Here is a 17,051-nt window from a genome sequence, read left to right as displayed (position 1 = left end):
CGGCGGCTCGTCATGGAGACAAGTCATGACGAAGCATGTGAAAATCACCCTCAGCGGCGCGCGCGACATCCCGTTCAGCGCGCTCGTCCTGAGCCAGGCAAATGTCCGCCGCGTGAAGGCCGGGGTGTCGATCGACAGTCTGGCGGCCGATATCGAGCGGCGCGGCCTGCTCCAGAGCCTGACCGTTCGCGCCCAGCGCGACGAGGAAGGCCAGGAAACGGGCAAGTTCGAGGTGCCCGCGGGTGGGCGCCGCTTCCGCGCGCTGCAGCAGCTGGTCAAGACCCGCCGCATGGCCAAGACCGAACCGGTCCCGTGCATCGTGCGCGACGACGACATCGTGTCGGCCGAGGAGGATTCGCTCGCCGAGAATGTCCACCGCGAGCCGCTGCATCCGCTCGACCAGTTCCGCGCCATGCAGAAGCTCGTCGAACAGGGCAGCGACATCGAGAGCATCGCCGCCACCTTCATGGTGACGCCTGCCGTCGTGAAGCAGCGCCTCAAGCTCGCCGGTGTCTCGCCGAAGCTGCACGACATCTATGCCGAAGACGGCATGACGCTCGAACAGCTGATCGCCTTCGCGGTCGCCAGCGATCATGCGCGGCAGGAGCAAGTCTGGGAAATGCTCCAGACGAGCAACACGCAGCAGCCCTGGTTCATTCGGGCCCGCCTCACCGAAGACAAGGTGCGCGCGTCCGACAAGCGCGTGCGCTTCGTGACGCTGGCCGCCTATCTCGCAGCCGGCGGTCATGTCCTTCGCGACCTGTTCGAATCCGATGACGGCGGCTGGCTCGAAGACGTCGCGCTGCTCGATCGCCTCCAGACCGAGAAGCTCGAAGCCGAAGTCGCAGCGGTCGCAGCCGAAGGGTGGAAGTGGGTCGAGCAGGCGGTCGACTTCCCCTATGGCCATACCTACGGTCTGCGTCCGATCGACGGCGAGGAACCCGCGGCGAGCGAGGAGGACGAAACGCGGCTCGAAGCGCTTCGCGAGGAGGCCGACCGGCTCGAAGACCAGTGGGCCGGCGAGGAGGACATCCCCGACGAGGTCGCCGCCCGCATCCAGGCGATCGACGAGGAAATTGCGCCCCTGGTCTCGAAACCGCTCGTCTATGATCCTGCCGAGATGGCGATCGCCGGTGCCTTCGTCAGCATCGACGTCGATGGCTCGCTGCACATCGAACGTGGCTATGTCCGGCCCGAGGATGAGCCGGCGGGCGAGGTCGAAGAGACTGCAGCCGACGGTGAGGCGGGCACTGGCGATGCCGAACAGGCCGGCGAGGGCGGCGACGGCGATGACGAGGGCGCCGGTGCGCCGGCCGATGGGACCGACGAGGAGGATCCCGACGATCTTCTTCGCCCGCTGCCCGACAAGCTCGTCACCGACCTGACCGCGCATCGCACGCTTGCACTGCGCGACGCGGTGGCGTCGAGCCCCTTGGTCGCCTTCGCCGCGATGCTCCATGCGCTCGTACTCGAGGCCTTCTACACTTACTCGTCGTCGGCGAGCTGTGTCGGCATCTCGATGCGCAGCAACCGGCTGATCGGTTAAACGGTTCGAAGGGCTTCTTCCCCCCGTCGTCGCCGCGCCGACCTTTGCGATCCGCAAGCCCGCCGTCGCGGTGTTCACGCTCGGCGACTATGTCGCATCGGGCATCATGGCGATGGGCGCCGCCGAAGCGCTGCGGCGCGCGGTTGCCGATCGCCTGAACATCCTCGTCGCCGGCGGCACGGGGACAGGAAAGACCACGCTCACCAATGCCTTGCTCGCCGAGGTTGCGAAGACCTCGGATCGCATCGTCCTGATCGAGGATACGCGCGAGCTGCAATGCGCTGCCCCGAACCTCGTCGCCATGCGCACGAAGGACGGCGTCGCCTCGCTATCCGATCTCGTCCGTTCGTCGCTGCGGCTCCGGCCCGATCGCATCCCCATCGGCGAGGTTCGCGGTGCCGAGGCGCTCGACCTGCTGAAGGCGTGGGGCACCGGTCACCCCGGCGGCATCGGCACGATCCATGCCGGCAGCGCGATCGGCGCGCTCCGCCGGATGGAGCAGCTCATCCAGGAAGCGGTCGTCACCGTCCCGCGCGCGCTTCTGGCCGAGACCATCAACCTCGTCGCGGTTCTGGTCCGCGACGGCAACGGCCGCCGCCTTGCCGAACTGGCGCGCATAGGCGGGTTGGACCCGGCGACCGGCGACTACCGCATCACTTCGCTCATCACCCCTGAAGGAGAAATCCGATGATCCATGCCCTCCGGCATGGCGCGCTTCGCGCCATGCTGTCCACTACCGCGCTCGCCGCCGCGCTGACCGTCTCGGTTCCGGCCTGGGCCGGCGGCTCGTCGATGCCTTGGGAAGCGCCGCTGCAGTCGATCCTCGAAAGCATCGAAGGGCCGGTCGCCAAAATTGTCGCGGTGATCATCATCATCGTGACCGGGCTCAGCCTCGCGTTCGGCGACACCTCGGGCGGTTTTCGCCGGCTGGTGCAGATCGTGTTCGGCCTGTCGATCGCCTTCGCCGCGTCGAGCTTCTTCCTGTCCTTCTTCTCCTTCGGCGGCGGAGCGCTCCTCTGATGAGCCGGGAAGGGGAGGTGCCGGGCTTTTTCGCGCCGGTGCACCGCGCGCTCGCCGAACCGATCCTGCTCGGCGGCGCGCCGCGCAGCCTTGCGATCGTGAACGGAACGCTCGCGGGCGCCATCGGCCTCGGCCTTCGCCTCTGGCTCGCCGGCCTCGCCATCTGGGCGATCGGCCATGCTCTCTCCGTATGGGCAGCCCGCCGCGATCCCCAGTTCGTCGACGTAGCCCGGCGTCACCTCAAATATCCCGTCTGGATGCGGCCATGATGAACCTCGCCGAATATCGCTCGAAATCCGCCCGCCTTGCCGACTTTCTCCCTTGGGTCGCGCTCGTGGGCGAGGGCGTGGTGCTGAACAAGGACGGATCGCTCCAGCGCACGGCGCGCTTTCGCGGTCCCGATCTCGAAAGCGCCACGCCTGCCGAGCTGGTCGCGGTCACCGCGCGCCTCAACAATGCGCTCCGGCGCCTCGGCTCGGGATGGGCGGTCTTCGTAGAGGCGCAGCGCGTCCCGTCGAATGCCTATCCGGTGTCCGACTTTCCCGACCCGGCCTCGGCGCTCGTCGACATGGAGCGGCGCGAACAGTTCCGCGAGGAAGGCGCGCATTATGAGAGCGCCTATTTCCTTACCCTGCTGTGGATGCCGCCGGCCGAGGACGCCTCGCGCGCCGAGGGCTGGCTGTACGAAGGCATGGCGCGGAGCGGCGTCGATCCGAGGGAGCATCTCAAGAGCTTTACCGACCGGACCAACCGCATCCTCCATCTCGTCGAGGGCTTCATGCCCGAGGCCGAATGGCTCGGCGACGCCGAGACGCTGACCTATTTGCACAGCACGGTGTCGACCAACCGGCACCGGGTTCGCGTGCCCGAGACCCCCGTCTATCTCGATGCGTTGCTGACCGACCAGCCACTCGCCGGCGGCCTCGAGCCGCGGCTCGGACGGTCGAACCTGCGCACGCTGACGATCACCGGCTTTCCGACCGCGACCTGGCCGGGCCTGCTCGACGAACTCAATCGGCTCGCCTTCTCCTACCGGTGGTCCACCCGCGCAATCATGCTCGACAAGACCGATGCAGCGAAGCTGCTGACGAAAATCCGCCGGCAATGGTTCGCAAAGCGCAAGTCGATCGCCGCGATCCTCAAGGAGGTGGTGACCAACGAGCAGTCGGTCCTCATGGATTCGGACGCCTCGAACAAGGCAGCCGACGCCGATATGGCCTTGCAGGAACTCGGCGCCGATCATTCGGGCATCGCCTATGTGACCGCGACGGTGACCGTCTGGGACGTCGACGCTGCGCTCGCCGCCGAGAAGCTCCGGCTCGTCGAGAAGGTCATCCAGGGCCGCGACTTCACCTGCACGATCGAAGGGATGAACGCGATCGAGGCCTGGCTCGGGAGCCTGCCCGGCCATGTCTATGCCAATGTGCGCCAGCCGCCGATTTCAACGCTCAATCTCGCCCACCTCATCCCCCTCTCGGCGGTGTGGGCGGGGGCGGAACGGGACGAGCATTTCGGTGACGCCCCCTTGCTGTACGGCAAGACCGAAGGCTCGACCCCGTTCCGCCTTTCGCTTCACGTCGGCGACGTCGGCCACTGCCTCGTCATCGGCCCGACCGGCGCCGGCAAGTCGGTGCTTCTCGCGACGATGGCGATGCAGTTCCGTCGCTACCCGCAGGCGCAAATCTTCGCCTTCGACTTTGGCGGCTCGATCCGCGCCGCGGCGCTCGCGATGAGCGGCGACTGGCAGGATCTTGGCGGCGCGCTGCACGATGGCGATGGCGGGGTCGCGTTGCAGCCGCTGGCGCGGATCGATGAAGCCGCCGAGCGCAGCTGGGCTGCCGAATGGCTTGCGGCGCTGCTTGGAAGCGAAGGGGTCGCGATCGATCCGGCGGCGAAGGAGCATCTCTGGTCGGCGCTGACCTCGCTCGCGACTGCACCGGTCTCCGAACGAACGCTGACGGGCCTTGCCGTGCTTTTGCAGTCGCAGCCGCTCAAGCAGGCGCTCGCGCCCTATTGTATCGGGGGCCCGTGGGGTCGGCTGCTCGATGCCGACGACGAACGGCTCGGCGAAGCCCGGGTGCAGGTGTTCGAGACCGAGGGACTCGTCGGGGCCGCGTCGGCTGGCGCTGTGCTCACCTATCTCTTCCACCGAATGGCGGGCCGGCTCGACGGCTCGCCGACGCTCATCATCATCGACGAGGGCTGGCTCGTTCTCGACAGTCCGGCGTTCGCCGCGCAGCTTCGCGAATGGCTGAAGACGCTGCGCAAGAAGAATGCGAGCGTCGTATTCGCGACCCAGAGTCTCGCCGATATCGAGACATCGAACATCGCGCCCGCGATCATCGAAAGCTGCCCCACCCGCATTTTCCTGCCGAACGAACGCGCGGCCGAACCGCAGATCGCGCGGATTTACGAGCGCTTCGGGCTCAACGAGCGCCAGATCGAGATATTGAGCCGGGCGACCCCCAAGCGCGACTATTATTGCCAGTCGCGGCGCGGAAACCGCCTTTTCGACCTCGGGCTCGGCGAGGTGGCGCTCGCGTTCACCGCTGCTTCCTCGAAGACCGACCAGACGCGCATCGGCGAGCTCTTCGCCGCGCATGGAGAAGACGGATTTGCCGCCGCCTGGCTCTCCCACCGCAAGCTCGAATGGGCGGCCGAGCTGCTCTCCACCATCGCCGCCCCCAATGAGGAGTCCTCCCAATGAAGAAGAATTTTGCCCGTGCCGTCGCTGCTGCGCTGCTGGCATCGGCGGCCACCGGACCGATGGTTGCGGCGCCGGCAAGCGCGCAGATCGGCGGTATCGTCCATGACCCGCGCAACTATTCCCAGAACATCCTGACCGCCGCGCGCACGCTCGAGCAGATCAATAACCAGATCAAGCAGCTGCAGAACCAGGCGACCTCGCTCCTCAACGAGGCGCGCAACCTCCAGAGCCTCCCGGTCTCGACGCTCGGCGAGCTGCAGGCGCAGGTCGATCAGACCCGGCAGCTGCTCAGCGAGGCCGAGGGCATCGCCTATGACGTGACCGACATCCGCAAGGGCTTCGAACAGCGCTACAAGGGCACCGCCTTCTCGGGCACGGCGGCCGAATTGGTCGCCAATGCCGATGCGCGCTGGAAGGACAGCGTCGGCGCCTTCGAAGATGCGATGAAGGTGCAGGCCGGCATCGTCTCGAACATGGGCGGCACCCGCACGTCGATCGGGACGATCGTCGGCGCCAGCCAGTCGGCGACTGGCGCGCTGCAGGCGGCACAGGCTGGCAATCAGCTGCTCGCCATCCAGTCGCAGCAGATCGCCGATCTGTCCGCCGTACTGAGCGCGCAGGGCAGGGCACAAATGCTCGACGCCGCGCGCGCCGCTGCCGCCGAGGCCGATGGCCGCGAACGCTTCCGCCGCTTCCGCAAAGGCAATTGAGATGGGCCGGGCGGGCGGGCTGGTGATGGGAGCCATCGTCCTGGGACTTGCGCTGGCCCTTGCTCTCGTTGCTGCGCTCGACCCGCCCAAGCCCGGTGCGTCCGCTCTGCAAATCTCCGGAGCGGACGCACCCCCTGATGAAGGCGACACGCCGCGGCGCTGCCGGTCCGTCACCGAAGCCGATCCCGAGTGCGAGGCCGCGTGGGAAGCGAAGCGGCGTCACTTCTTCCGTTCTGGAAAGCCTGAGCAATGAACGACACCGGCGTTATCGACAATTTCCTGTCGGTTTTCTCGACCTATATCGACAGCGGCTTCGGGCTGCTCGGCGGTGAGGTGGGTTTCCTCTCCTCGACGCTGATCGTGATCGACGTGACGATCGCAGCGCTCTTCTGGGCGTGGGGCACCGATGAGGATGTCCTGCAGCGCCTCGTGAAGAAGACCCTCTACATCGGCGTGTTCGCCTTCATCATCGGCAATTTTCAGGCGCTTGCGACCATACTCCTCGAAAGCTTCGCAGGTCTCGGGCTGAAGGCGAGCGGCGGGGCGATGGCGATCGGCGACTTCATGCGCCCCGGCATGGTCGCCGCGACCGGGCTGGATGCAGCGGAGCCCTTGCTCGATGCGACCGCCGACCTCGTCGGTCCGGTCGGGCTCTTCACCAACTTCGTCCAGATCATGATCCTGCTGATCGCCTGGGTGATCGTCGTCATCGCCTTCTTCATCCTCGCGGTGCAGATTTTCGTCACAATCCTCGAATTCAAACTCGTGACGCTCGCGGGCTTCGTCCTGCTGCCGTTCGCCTTCTTCAATCGCACCGCCTTCATGGCCGAGCGCGTGCTCGGGCATGTCATCTCCTCGGGGATCAAGCTCCTCGTGCTCGCTGTCATCACAGGTATCGGCACGACGCTCTTCCAGCGCTTCATGGACGCGGGCCTCGGAACCGAGCCCGATATCCGTGAAGTCATGGCGATCGCGCTCGGCGCCCTGACGTTGCTCGGTCTCGGCATCTTCGGACCGAGCGTTGCGAACGGGATCGTCGCCGGCGGACCCCAGCTCGGCGCTGGCGCCGCGGCAGGTACGACGCTTGCGGCAGGGGCCACGCTCGCCGCCGGGGCCGCGGGCGCGACGCTCGCCGCCGGCGCGGCGAGCAGCGCGCTTGGCCGGACAGCCCTCGGTGCCTCGCGCACGGCGGGTGGTGCCTCGGCCTCCTATGCCCGCGGGGCTGCCGTGAAGAGCGGGATGAGGGCGTTCGGGGCGGGCCTCGCCAATGTCGCGCGCGACGCGGCGAGCGGCGCCGGGTCCCCGCTGCGCCGCGCGGCGGCGCGGGTTCGGCAAAGCTATGCCCAAGGGCAGGGCGGTGCGCCGGCCGCGGCGGCGCCGGGCGCATCGCCCGGCGGGCCGCCGCCATGGGCGGCCGCGATGAAACGGCGTCAGGCCGTCACGTCGGGCGCCACCATTGCCTCGCAGACCCTGAAGGCCGGCGACAGCCACGGCGCCGGCTCCGCTCCCGACATCAGCCAGAAGGAATGATCCGATGTTTCGACGACCTACCAATCATTATGGCAAGTCGCCCGAGCCCGTGACGCCGCACCAGCGTGCCGCGCAGGTCTGGGACGATCGTCTCGGCGCCGCGCGTGTCCAGGCGAAGAATTGGCGGCTTGCCTTTTTCGGTTGCCTCATCCTGTCGGGCGGCCTCGCATCGGCAGTGGTTTGGCAAGCGTCGCGCGGCACGATCACCCCCTGGGTCGTCGAGGTCGACAAGCTTGGCGAAGCGCGGTCCGTCGCTCCGGCCGACGGCGACTTCGCTCCGACCGACCCGCAGATAGCCTTCCACCTCGCGCGCTTCATCGAGCATGTCCGCTCGATCCCCGCCGATCCGGTGGTGCTGCGCCGCGACTGGCTCAGCGCCTACGACTTCACGACGACGAGCGGCGCGCAGGCGCTCAACGATTATGCACGGACCAACGATCCCTTCGCCGAGATCGGCAAGCGCCAGGTCGCAGTCGACGTGTCGAGCGTGATCCGTGCGTCGAAGGACAGCTTCCGTATCGCCTGGACCGAGCGCCGCTATCAGGACGGCAGCCTCCTCGAAACCTCGCGCTGGTCGGCGATCGTCACGGTGACGATCCAGCCGCCCCGCACCCCCGACGCCCTCCGGAAAAATCCGCTCGGCGTCTTCGTGTCCGCCCTGAATTGGTCGAAGGAGCTCAGCCAGTGAACCGCTTTCCCCTCTTGCTGGGCGCACTTGCGCTCGGCCTTCCCGCGCACGCCGCGCCCGGCGATCCCAAGGTCCAGGTCGGCCGCGCCAATGACGCCGCGCGCGTCCAGCCCGAGCGTTCGACCTTCCAAGGCGCGATCCAGAAATATGCCTGGGCCGATGGCGCGCTGTTTCAGATCTACACCGCGCCGGGGCAGGTGACCGACATCGCGCTGCAGGAGGGCGAGGAACTCGTCGGGCCAGGGCCCGTTGCCGCCGGGGACACGGTGCGCTGGATCATCGGCGACACGTTGAGCGGCGCCGGCGTATCCCGGCGCGTTCATATCCTCGTGAAGCCAACGCGGCCCGATATCATGACGAACCTCGTCATCAACACCAGCCGCAGAACCTACCACATCGAACTGCGCGCGACCCCGGCGACCTATATGGCGGGGGTGTCCTGGTCCTATCCGCAGGACGAGCTGATCGCGCTTCGCGCCGCCGAGGGGGAGCGCGAGCGGGCGCTGCCCGTAGCGGGCGGAATCGACTTTGCCGCGCTGAACTTCGCGTACCGGATTTCGGGGGACAAGGCGGCGTGGCGGCCGCAGCGCGTCTTCGACGACGGGCGCCAGCTCTTCGTCGAATTCGGGGGGCACGTCGCAACCGACGAGATGCCGCCGCTATTCATCCTGGGCGACAAAGGCGCGGCCGAGCTCGTCAACTACCGTGTCCAGGGCCGCTTCATGATCGTCGACCGCCTGTTCGAGCGCGCCGAACTGCGCCTTGGCAGCGGGCGCGCGGCCAAGGCGGTCCGGATCGAGCGCGACGCGCCGCGGCGCCGGGGTGGCAAATGAGCGCGCCGGAACGGGGAGGCGAACCGGGTGTGTCCGGCGAGGAGGGCGCGCCGGTTGTCGCGCCCGCCAGCCCCGATGGCTTCCGTCTCGAAGGCGAGATGCCACGCGTCATGCGCCTGTCGCGCAGGACCTTGGCCATTGCCGGCGGCGCTGCGGGCCTGGCGATTGGCGGCGCACTGCTCTGGGCCTTGCGTACCCCAGACCCCAAGACCGCGCAGGAATTGTACGAGGTGACGAACCCGAACAAGTCCGAAGCGGTCACCAGTGCGCCGGCCGATTATGGCGCCGTGCCGAAACTTGGCCCGCCGCTCCCCGGCGACCTCGGACGGCCCATCGTGTCGGCGCAAAATGCGGGTGAGACCGTCCCCGTCCCTGGTATGGCGCAGCCGCCGGTCGACCCGCGGGTGGCGGCGGCCGAACAGGCACGGCAGCGCGCCGCACAGGAGCGGGACGCCGCAACGGCGAGCCGGCTGTTTCTCGGCAGCGGCGGCGCGTCGCTTCGCGAAGCTGCAACAGAAATATCCTTGGCTCCCACGCCGGCGGCGGCCGCGGACGACAAGCCGACGACCACCTCGGCGCGGCGTCGCTTCCTGGTCGGGGACGCCCGCGGCGCCATCGAGAGCGACGAGAAGATCGTGGCGCCAAGCTCGCCCTTCATTCTCCAGGCGGGAGCGGTGATCCCGGCGGCGCTCATCACCGGCATCCGCTCCGATCTACCGGGTCAGATCAGCGCGCAGGTCACGCAGAATGTCTTCGATAGCCCCACCGGACGCCTTCTCCTCATTCCGCAAGGTGCCCGGCTGGTCGGCGAATATGACAGCGAGGTCGTCGCCGGGCAGCGGCGCGTACTTCTGGCATGGGACAGGCTCATTCTTCCCGGAGGCCGTTCGATCCGGCTCGACCGCCAGCCCGGGGCCGACGCGTCGGGCATGGCGGGGGTCGAAGACAGGGTCGACAATCATTGGGGCCGGATGCTCCGTGCCGCGCTGATCTCGTCGCTGCTGGGGGTCGGCACCGAGCTGGTCTCGAACAACGACAGCGATCTTGTCCGGGCGCTCCGGGGAGGCGTGCAGGACAGTAGCAACGAGGCAGGCCGGCGCGTCGTGGAGCGTGAACTCTCGGTCCCGCCCACGTTGACGGTTCGCCCGGGACTCGCCTTTCGTGTGATCGTTACGCGCGACCTGATCTTTGAGGAGACCCCGGGAGCGCGGCCATGAGCAAGCTTCGGCTCGGACCGATCGTGGACGAGAAACCGGTAAAACTCATGATCGAGCTGCCTGGCAGTCTTCATCGCGAGCTTGTCGAATATGCCGCGGTCCATGCGCGCACCAACGGCTTGTCCGAGCCATTGACCCCCGAAAGGATAGCGGTGCCGATGATCGAGCGCTTCATCGCGACCGATCGCGGCTTCGCCGCGGCGCGGCGGCAGCGCTGACCGCGACTGCGGGGTCACGGCTGTCGGACCGCGCGCGGCGGACTTGGCAGCTTGTAGTTGGGGCTGTCGGGCATGCAGCGCACCGCCCAGATGATCGCGGGTAGCGATCGGGCGAGCTCGCGGAGCGCGATGCAGGCGAAGATCAGCAGGAATTCGGTCATCATGGACTCCACGGCAGTTTGTCGGCCCCGACCTTGGCCGCATCGCGATGCCGGGGTTACCGCCGTCAGATAGCCGAAAATTTCGGACGAGATCCCGTCCGCCAGCGGACAGGGTGGACAGGATGCTGACCACCGATCCGTGCCAAGATGACCGCCCGCCTCGCAAACGGCAGGTCCAAATCCGTACAGATTGCGCCCGCAACCGGTTGCGGATGCGGCGTCGCCGATGCTAGAATCGGGCCGCAGATTGCGCTGTGGAGGTGGTGGCGGGCGCGTCCAACGGAGGACGCTCATGACCAAATCAAAACCGCAAATCCTTTCCTATTGCCGTGCGCTTCTGGCGATTTCAGCATATCGCCGGTGCTTTTTTCCTAATGTTTCCAGATGCCTGCTTACGCGCGAAATCGGCTTTATTTCGCACCGATCGTGCCCACCTCGGCCTGCATGCCGGACAAACCCGCCTCGCAGTCTTCGTATCGCTTCGAACATGACTTCTTCTTGCGCGGAGCTGACTATTGCGGGCAAGATCCCGACCTTCCCTGGACCATCTCCGACGACCTGCCCGAGCAGATCGAAATCACGCAGGAGGAGATCGACCTCTTTCAGGCCTATTTCGGCGAGATGCTCGATGAGCTGCTCGATCGCGGGCTTTGATCGCGGATGGAGAGCGGTCCCATGATGATCCAGCCCCGGGCCGCGCTCTATCTTCGCGTATCGACGGCAAGGCAGGCCGAGCAGGATGTCTCGATCCCCGACCAGAGGCGCCAAGGCGAGGCCTATTGTGCGGACAAGGGTTTCGCGGTGGTCGACATATTCGTCGAGGCGGGCGCTTCGGCCACGACCGATCGCCGCCCTGAGTTCCAGCGGATGATCGAGGCGGGTACCGCCAAGCCTTCGCAGTTCGACATCATCGTCGTTCACAGCTTCAGCCGCTTCTTCCGAGATCATTTCGAGCTCGAATTCTATGTTCGGAAACTCGCGAAAAACGGCGTGAAGCTGGTGTCGATCACGCAAGAAATCGGTGACGATCCGGTCCATGTGATGATGCGGCAGATTATGGCGCTGTTCGACGAATATCAGTCGAAGGAGAATGCCAAGCACACGCTGAGGGCCATGAAGGAAAATGCTCGGCAGGGCTTCTGGAATGGCGCCCAGCCACCCATCGGCTACCGGCTTGTCGTGGCCGCGCAACGAGGCGAGCGGATCAAAAAGAAGCTCGAGATCGATCCGCTACACGCGGACACCGTCCGGCTCATCTTCAGGCTGGCGCAAGAAGGTGTCGGGGACGGTCCGATGGGGGTCAAGATGATCGTGAATCATCTCAACGAAAACCACATCCGCACCCGATCGGGAGGCCTATGGGGCGTCGGCGCTGTGCACCAGATCCTGACACGCCGAACCTATTTCGGCATCCATGAGTTCAACAGGCTCGCGAAGGGAAAGCGTCCTAATGACAAGGCGGATATCGTCACGATCGAGGTGCCGCCGATCATATCGGAGGATTGCTTCAACGCAGTCCAGACGCGCTTGCGCGCGCGCAGTCCGGCTCGGCTGAACCCGGCCATTGCTGCATCACCTTCATTGCTGACTGGCGTGCTTCACTGCGCAGAGTGCGGCGGATCGATGACGGTGATGACGGGGAAGGGTGGTCGCTACCGATATTATGCCTGTGCAAACCGTCGCCGCAAAGGCGCTGTGGCGTGCTCGGCGGGGATCATTCGGACCGAACTTCTCGAGAATGTGGTTTCCCAATATATCGAAAAGCGACTTCTCGATCCGGTTCGCTTGGGGGGGCTTCTGTCCAGTCTTCTCGATCAAAGGGAAGAGCGCGCGAAGGAACGGGAACAACGCATCGCGGAGCTAGGCCGCAAGGCTGCCGAAGCCCAGCAGAGGCTGGCGCGTCTCTATGCTGCCATCGAGAGCGGAGCGGCAGACCTCGATGATCCTGATCTCGCCAACCGCATCGCCACTTTGAAAGCCACACGCGATCAAGCGCAAGTCGATGCGGAGCGCGCCGAGGCCTTGATGGATTCGTCGGGAGCCAAATCGATCTCCCCCGAATTGCTCGCCGAATTCACGAAACGCGTAAAGAAAAGGCTGCGGGGATCGAACGGCAAGTACCGCCGTGATCATTTCCATCAGTTCGCGCAGCGAGTGGAGATTCTAAAGCGCAAAATACGGATCGGAGGGACCAAGGAATCCCTGTTTAACGCCGTTTTTGCTCTTGGAAATGTACAACAAAAGGACTTGGTGCCCTCTGCTGTACTGAAATGGCTCCCCGGGTAGCCAATTTTTTGCCATTTTACCACGTCTCAGCACAGGTCGGTTTGTGTGTCTTAACAACTGATATTGTGATATAATTCTCTCATTACGTTGCATTGTATTTCCCTACAGCGCAACCTCGGTGTGGGAACGAATGTGGGGACGGAAATGATGGCTTCACATGGCGAATTTGACATCTCTGAAGGTAAAAAATGCCCGCCCGGGGACATACGGTGACGGGAAAGGGCTCTATCTGCGCGTAAAGCCTAGCGGGTCCCGGTCATGGATTTTGCGCGTGCAGCATCAAGGCCGGCGGCAGGATATCGGCTTGGGTTCAGTCGACGATGTAAGTTTGGCTGAGGCTCGAGACTCTGCTTCTCGTTTACGCCGAATTGCCCGACTGGGCAACGACGCGATCGCAGAACGCGACCGTGGGAAAATCCGCGTGGTGACCTTCCAAGAGGCCGCAGACCTTGCTTATGCGGAGCTTGGCAAGGGATGGTCGGAAAAGACGGCTCTCCAATTTAAGTCTTCGCTAGACCTCCATGTCGTCCCCTCACTCGGACGGAAGCGCGTAAGCGATATTGAAACTGCCCAGATTTTGGCCGCCCTTGGGCCGATATGGACCGCAAAGCCTCAGATCGCCCGCAAAGTTCGACATCGAATCCTCCAAGTGCTCGCCTTTGCTAAGTCGCACGGATGGCGCACTTCGCCCTTGCCGGAGCTTGCCGACCTTAGTCGGGGTCTGGCCAAACAGCCGAAATCCAAGGGATATTCTGCGCTTCCATTCTCCGAATTACCGACCTTTTACGCCGCAGAGCGAATGAAAGATGCGTCGCCCGCCCGCTTGGCGCTGATATTCACAATTTTGACCGCCGCAAGGAGCGGCGAAGTTAGAAAGGCGAGGTGGGACCAGATCGATCTCAAGGCGCGAGAGTGGCGGCGACCCGGATCGATAATGAAATCTGGCGAGCCCCATGTGGTCATGCTTAGCCAGCAGGCAATCGACGTTCTCAAGCTGGCGAGCGAACAATTCTGCGATGAAGGTCTGATCTTTCCATCATTTCATGGAAAGATGCTGGCAGACATGAGCTTGTCGAAAATGATGAAACTCGCCGGAAGATCGGAAACTGTTCATGGCTTCCGTTCCAGCTTTAGAGACTGGGCTGCCGAGAAGATGCCTCACGTACCGGCGATGGTTCCGGAAATGGCGCTCGCTCACAGCGTAGGTACTGCGGTCGAAAAGGCATATCTGCGAAGCGACCTGAAAGTGCTCAGAATGCAGTTGATGTCTGACTGGGGAGCATTCGTCGCATCGGAGTCGCAAAAACCCCCCGCAAAACGGTCCAAAAAATAAGGCAAAATGGCGGTTCAAGGAGCGCGGCATCAATTGAGCGCACGCTGGCGGCGACAGGCGCCGCCAGAGGTCGCGCGTTTGCACGGTTGGCCGCGCAGCGCTCATGTCTCGCTTCTTGACGCCGCGGGCGCGCGGCTCTTGCGGCGGGTAAACAGCGCAGGGCGCTGTTCCGGGCGCGGCCCTGCCGCGCCCGACCCGCCACCGGGCCGCGCACGCCGCGGCGCCTGCGGCTGCGACAAGGGCGCGTTTGTTGTCCGACGTTGCCGCCGCGCTGACCGCGCGGCGGCGTTGCTGGTGGGCCGGCCACGGACAGCGTGGCAGTCGGCGCACGGCTGTGGGACCGCTCGGCCGGTGCGCAAGCCGGGTCTTCGCCCCGGCTCCTCCACTGCGTTGCGGCCCTTCGGGTGCGCACCGTCCTTGGGCGCGGTCCCGTCGCCTTTCCTCGCCGCCCGCCCCGCCGTCCGGGGCCGGGTGTGGTGGAAGGAAAGGAAGAAGTCATGAAACTCGATTTTATCGACGTGGACCATCTGTCGATTGCGGCGACCAACATGCGCGGGAAGGGCAAAGACCCCGATGTGTCCGACCTGCTCCCGAGCATTCGCGCGCGGGGTGTGCTGGTTCCGCTGCTCGTTCGTCCCAACTGTGCAGAAGGCCAATTCGAGATCGTTGCGGGGCGTCGGCGCTTTACCGCCGTCAACGCTGTGGCGCGCGAGGGCGGCGCTATGAAGCCGATCCCGTGCGCGATCCTCGACGAGGGGGATGATGCCAATGCGCTCGAAGCGTCGATGCTTGAAAATCTCGCGCGGGTCCGGCCCGACGAGGTGAGCCAATGGGAAGCGTTCGTTGCGCTGGTCAAAACAGGGCGCAGCGTCGACGAGGTCGCCAACACGTTCGGGTTTGAGCCGAGTGCGGTGAAGCGGATCCTTGCGCTCGGCAATCTGTTGCCGCGCATCCGCACCCTCTATCGCGGCGGTCAGATCGACGTGAACACGGTCCGCCACCTGACCCTTGCATCGAAAAGCCAGCAGAAGGCTTGGCTGGCGCTATTCGATGACGAGAGCGCCTATTGCCCGACCGGCCATCAACTCAAGGCGTGGCTGTTTGGCGGCACGGCCATCGCGGTTACGCATGCCCTGTTCGACGTCGAGGCGTTCAAGGGCGGCATTGTTGCCGACCTGTTTGGCGAGGATCGCTTCTTTGCCGACAGCGATGCATTCTGGGCCGCGCAGATGGGCGCCATCGAGGTGCGCAAGGCCGACTATCTTGAGGCTGGATGGTCCGACGTGATCATCATGGAGCGCGGGCAGTGGTTCCGGTCATGGGATCATGCCCATGCTGGCAAGCGCAAGGGCGGCCGCGTCTATGTTGAAGTTCGCGAGAGCGGCGAGGTCAGCTTCCACGAAGGCTTTGTCACCACCAAGGAAGCGAAGCGGCTTGGGAGCGGTGGGAGCAGCGAGGAGGGGGCGGTCATCGAGAAGCCGAGCCGTCCCGAGGTGTCGGGTCCGCTCAATGCCTATATCGATCTTCATCGCCATGCGGCGGTGCGCGCCGACCTGCTTGCCCATACCGGTGTCGCACTCCGCGCGATGGCCGCGCACGTCATTGCGGGCGCAGACCTGTGGCGGGTCGATGTCGAGGCGCAGCGCGCTCCGAAAGAAGAAATTGCCGAGAGCGTCGAGACCTGCTCCGCCGAAACCGCTTTCGACACGAAGCGCCGCGTGGTGCTCGCCGTGCTTGGCTTCGATGAAGACGCCCCGACCGTGACCGGCAAGGGCTATCACCGGCCCCCTTTTGCCCCGCTGTTCGCGCGGCTTCTGGAATTGCCCGATCCGGTGGTGATGGAGATTATTGCCATCGTCATGGGAGAGACGCTGCAAGCGGGCAGCGAGGCCGTGGAAATGATCGGGCTACATATCGGCACCGACATGCACCGGCACTGGCAGGCAGACGCGGCGTTCTTCGACCAGCTTCGCGACCGCGAAGTGCTGCTCGCTATCGTTGGCGAGGTTGCGGGCGCGGAGGTCGCGGCAGCAAACGCCGGTGAGAAGGGTAAGGCGCTGAAGGCGATCATCTCCGACTGCCTTGCGGGCGAGAACGGCCGCGCCAAATCCGAGCCGTGGGTTCCGCAGTGGATGGCGTTCCCGCCGTCAGCCTACACGTCGCGCGGCGGTGTCGGCAGCGTGAAGGCTGCGGCGCGTGTGGCTTTCGATCTCTCCGCGAGCATTGTACCTCTCACCGAGGACAGCAGCGGACCGGAAACCGACGAACCGCCATTGGCGGCATAATAACAGGGCGGGCGGCTTTTGGTCGCCCGCCTATTTTTCCTCGCACCGGTAATGGACGCGCTGCCCCTTCGGGCCAGCGCGGCGCTTTCATTTTTGGCGCGCCGCCGCCGCAAGCGGCGACGGCGCGCGGACTCGGCAAGGAAAAAAGGCGGCGCGATAAATCGCGCCGCCTTAAACGATGGTCTGCGTTGCAGAATATCGCCCCCCACCACCGAACGGTCCCCTGGGTCGCAATCAGGGAGCGTCTGACGAAAGATCGTGTTGCAATGCCTATGGCCATTCCCGGTCGGGCAGGATTGTACAGTTCCGCCAAAACGGAGCGATGGCGCGGCGGATCGTTGCATTTCCCGGTGCCTCGGTGGGTTGCCCAATCTGCGCTACGACGCCGGAGGAACCATAATCGCGCAACGCCTGCGATGATCCGTCTGTAATGACCTGTCTTTGGAGAACGGGGCCGTGTCTTTCGCTTGGCCACCGTGCTTCCATGGCGTCACTACCTCAGTGCTGCTGATTGTCA

General features: G+C 65.2%; 16 protein-coding genes and 1 pseudogene. 16 read left to right on the top strand and 1 reads right to left on the bottom strand.

Annotation, left to right across the window (positions count from 1 at the left end):
* The first annotated feature begins 25 nt into the window (after positions 1-25).
* The 12 genes and pseudogenes from VGN62_RS08230 (at position 26) to VGN62_RS08175 (ending at position 10,469) form a co-directional block, all read left to right on the top strand.
* Positions 26-1,546: a ParB/RepB/Spo0J family partition protein gene (locus tag VGN62_RS08230; RefSeq protein WP_327452626.1), complete on the top strand. Its 1,521-nt coding sequence runs from the start codon at positions 26-28 to the stop codon at positions 1,544-1,546.
* A pseudogene (gene trbB, locus VGN62_RS08225) lies at positions 1,545-2,237 on the top strand (P-type conjugative transfer ATPase TrbB); the annotation flags it as partial. The gene VGN62_RS08230 and the pseudogene trbB, both read left to right, overlap by 2 nt.
* Positions 2,234-2,566, top strand: coding sequence for a TrbC/VirB2 family protein (locus VGN62_RS08220; RefSeq protein ID WP_067185324.1), 333 nt, complete (start codon positions 2,234-2,236; stop codon positions 2,564-2,566). The pseudogene trbB and the gene VGN62_RS08220, both read left to right, overlap by 4 nt.
* A complete protein-coding gene (locus VGN62_RS08215) occupies positions 2,566-2,835 on the top strand; it encodes a VirB3 family type IV secretion system protein (protein ID WP_067185322.1) in 270 nt (89 codons plus the stop codon). Before VGN62_RS08220 ends, VGN62_RS08215 begins: the two co-directional genes overlap by 1 nt.
* Positions 2,832-5,273 (top strand): conjugal transfer protein TrbE, encoded by a 2,442-nt coding sequence (gene trbE, locus VGN62_RS08210; RefSeq protein ID WP_327452623.1) that lies wholly within the window; start codon positions 2,832-2,834, stop codon positions 5,271-5,273. Before VGN62_RS08215 ends, trbE begins: the two co-directional genes overlap by 4 nt.
* Complete coding sequence (gene trbJ / locus VGN62_RS08205; RefSeq protein WP_067185318.1) at positions 5,270-5,983, top strand: P-type conjugative transfer protein TrbJ; 714 nt, start codon at positions 5,270-5,272, stop codon at positions 5,981-5,983. The genes trbE and trbJ overlap by 4 nt, the downstream gene beginning before the upstream one ends.
* 1 nt (position 5,984) lies before the next feature.
* Complete coding sequence (gene trbK-alt, locus VGN62_RS08200; protein ID WP_067185315.1) at positions 5,985-6,236, top strand: putative entry exclusion protein TrbK-alt; 252 nt, start codon at positions 5,985-5,987, stop codon at positions 6,234-6,236.
* Complete coding sequence (gene trbL, locus VGN62_RS08195; RefSeq protein WP_067185313.1) at positions 6,233-7,513, top strand: P-type conjugative transfer protein TrbL; 1,281 nt, start codon at positions 6,233-6,235, stop codon at positions 7,511-7,513. The genes trbK-alt and trbL overlap by 4 nt, the downstream gene beginning before the upstream one ends.
* A gap of 4 nt (positions 7,514-7,517) precedes the next feature.
* Positions 7,518-8,201, top strand: coding sequence for a conjugal transfer protein TrbF (trbF, locus tag VGN62_RS08190; RefSeq protein ID WP_067185310.1), 684 nt, complete (start codon positions 7,518-7,520; stop codon positions 8,199-8,201).
* Positions 8,202-8,215: 14 nt separating this feature from the next.
* Positions 8,216-9,034, top strand: a complete 819-nt coding sequence (gene trbG, locus VGN62_RS08185; RefSeq protein WP_404950424.1) for a P-type conjugative transfer protein TrbG — start codon at positions 8,216-8,218, stop codon at positions 9,032-9,034.
* Positions 9,031-10,251: a TrbI/VirB10 family protein gene (locus tag VGN62_RS08180; RefSeq protein ID WP_067185309.1), complete on the top strand. Its 1,221-nt coding sequence runs from the start codon at positions 9,031-9,033 to the stop codon at positions 10,249-10,251. The genes trbG and VGN62_RS08180 overlap by 4 nt, the downstream gene beginning before the upstream one ends.
* Positions 10,248-10,469 (top strand): DUF2274 domain-containing protein, encoded by a 222-nt coding sequence (locus VGN62_RS08175; protein ID WP_067185306.1) that lies wholly within the window; start codon positions 10,248-10,250, stop codon positions 10,467-10,469. The genes VGN62_RS08180 and VGN62_RS08175 overlap by 4 nt, the downstream gene beginning before the upstream one ends.
* A gap of 14 nt (positions 10,470-10,483) precedes the next feature.
* Here the strand turns inward: VGN62_RS08175 and VGN62_RS08170 are convergent, their stop codons facing one another.
* The gene (locus tag VGN62_RS08170) at positions 10,484-10,630 is read right to left on the bottom strand and encodes a hypothetical protein (RefSeq protein WP_172709664.1); all 147 of its coding nucleotides are present in this window, start codon (positions 10,628-10,630) and stop codon (positions 10,484-10,486) included.
* A 384-nt stretch (positions 10,631-11,014) separates the two neighbouring features.
* Here VGN62_RS08170 and VGN62_RS08165 point away from each other — a divergent pair, with 384 nt between their 5' ends.
* From VGN62_RS08165 to VGN62_RS08150, 4 genes are all read left to right on the top strand, one after another.
* Positions 11,015-11,284, top strand: a complete 270-nt coding sequence (locus VGN62_RS08165; RefSeq protein WP_067185304.1) for a hypothetical protein — start codon at positions 11,015-11,017, stop codon at positions 11,282-11,284.
* A 21-nt stretch (positions 11,285-11,305) separates the two neighbouring features.
* Complete coding sequence (locus VGN62_RS08160; RefSeq protein WP_327452604.1) at positions 11,306-12,916, top strand: recombinase family protein; 1,611 nt, start codon at positions 11,306-11,308, stop codon at positions 12,914-12,916.
* 157 nt (positions 12,917-13,073) lie between these two features.
* Positions 13,074-14,249 carry a tyrosine-type recombinase/integrase gene (locus tag VGN62_RS08155; protein ID WP_327452602.1) on the top strand — a complete coding sequence of 392 codons (1,176 nt, stop codon included), beginning with the start codon at positions 13,074-13,076 and terminating at the stop codon, positions 14,247-14,249.
* A 497-nt stretch (positions 14,250-14,746) separates the two neighbouring features.
* On the top strand, positions 14,747-16,534 hold the full coding sequence (locus VGN62_RS08150) for a ParB/RepB/Spo0J family partition protein (RefSeq protein WP_327452600.1): 1,788 nt from the start codon (positions 14,747-14,749) through the stop codon (positions 16,532-16,534).
* The last annotated feature ends 517 nt before the right edge of the window (positions 16,535-17,051 follow it).

Origin of the sequence: Sphingopyxis sp., assembly GCF_035998905.1 — a bacterium.
Classification (GTDB): domain Bacteria; phylum Pseudomonadota; class Alphaproteobacteria; order Sphingomonadales; family Sphingomonadaceae; genus Sphingopyxis.
Note: the sequence above shows the minus strand (reverse complement) of the source record. Positions and strands in the feature narration are given on the sequence as shown.

What these genes read in the sequence shown, in the direction of transcription:
- VGN62_RS08230 (WP_327452626.1), top strand. Translation starts at nt 26, where the DNA reads ATGACGAAGCATGTGAAAATCACCCTCAGCGGCGCGCGCGACATCCCG.
- VGN62_RS08220 (WP_067185324.1), top strand. Translation starts at nt 2,234, where the DNA reads ATGATCCATGCCCTCCGGCATGGCGCGCTTCGCGCCATGCTGTCCACT.
- VGN62_RS08215 (WP_067185322.1), top strand. Translation starts at nt 2,566, where the DNA reads ATGAGCCGGGAAGGGGAGGTGCCGGGCTTTTTCGCGCCGGTGCACCGC.
- trbE (WP_327452623.1), top strand. Translation starts at nt 2,832, where the DNA reads ATGATGAACCTCGCCGAATATCGCTCGAAATCCGCCCGCCTTGCCGAC.
- trbJ (WP_067185318.1), top strand. Translation starts at nt 5,270, where the DNA reads ATGAAGAAGAATTTTGCCCGTGCCGTCGCTGCTGCGCTGCTGGCATCG.
- trbK-alt (WP_067185315.1), top strand. Translation starts at nt 5,985, where the DNA reads ATGGGCCGGGCGGGCGGGCTGGTGATGGGAGCCATCGTCCTGGGACTT.
- trbL (WP_067185313.1), top strand. Translation starts at nt 6,233, where the DNA reads ATGAACGACACCGGCGTTATCGACAATTTCCTGTCGGTTTTCTCGACC.
- trbF (WP_067185310.1), top strand. Translation starts at nt 7,518, where the DNA reads ATGTTTCGACGACCTACCAATCATTATGGCAAGTCGCCCGAGCCCGTG.
- VGN62_RS08180 (WP_067185309.1), top strand. Translation starts at nt 9,031, where the DNA reads ATGAGCGCGCCGGAACGGGGAGGCGAACCGGGTGTGTCCGGCGAGGAG.
- VGN62_RS08175 (WP_067185306.1), top strand. Translation starts at nt 10,248, where the DNA reads ATGAGCAAGCTTCGGCTCGGACCGATCGTGGACGAGAAACCGGTAAAA.
- VGN62_RS08170 (WP_172709664.1), bottom strand. Translation starts at nt 10,630, where the DNA reads ATGACCGAATTCCTGCTGATCTTCGCCTGCATCGCGCTCCGCGAGCTC.
- VGN62_RS08165 (WP_067185304.1), top strand. Translation starts at nt 11,015, where the DNA reads ATGCCTGCTTACGCGCGAAATCGGCTTTATTTCGCACCGATCGTGCCC.
- VGN62_RS08160 (WP_327452604.1), top strand. Translation starts at nt 11,306, where the DNA reads ATGATGATCCAGCCCCGGGCCGCGCTCTATCTTCGCGTATCGACGGCA.
- VGN62_RS08155 (WP_327452602.1), top strand. Translation starts at nt 13,074, where the DNA reads ATGGCGAATTTGACATCTCTGAAGGTAAAAAATGCCCGCCCGGGGACA.
- VGN62_RS08150 (WP_327452600.1), top strand. Translation starts at nt 14,747, where the DNA reads ATGAAACTCGATTTTATCGACGTGGACCATCTGTCGATTGCGGCGACC.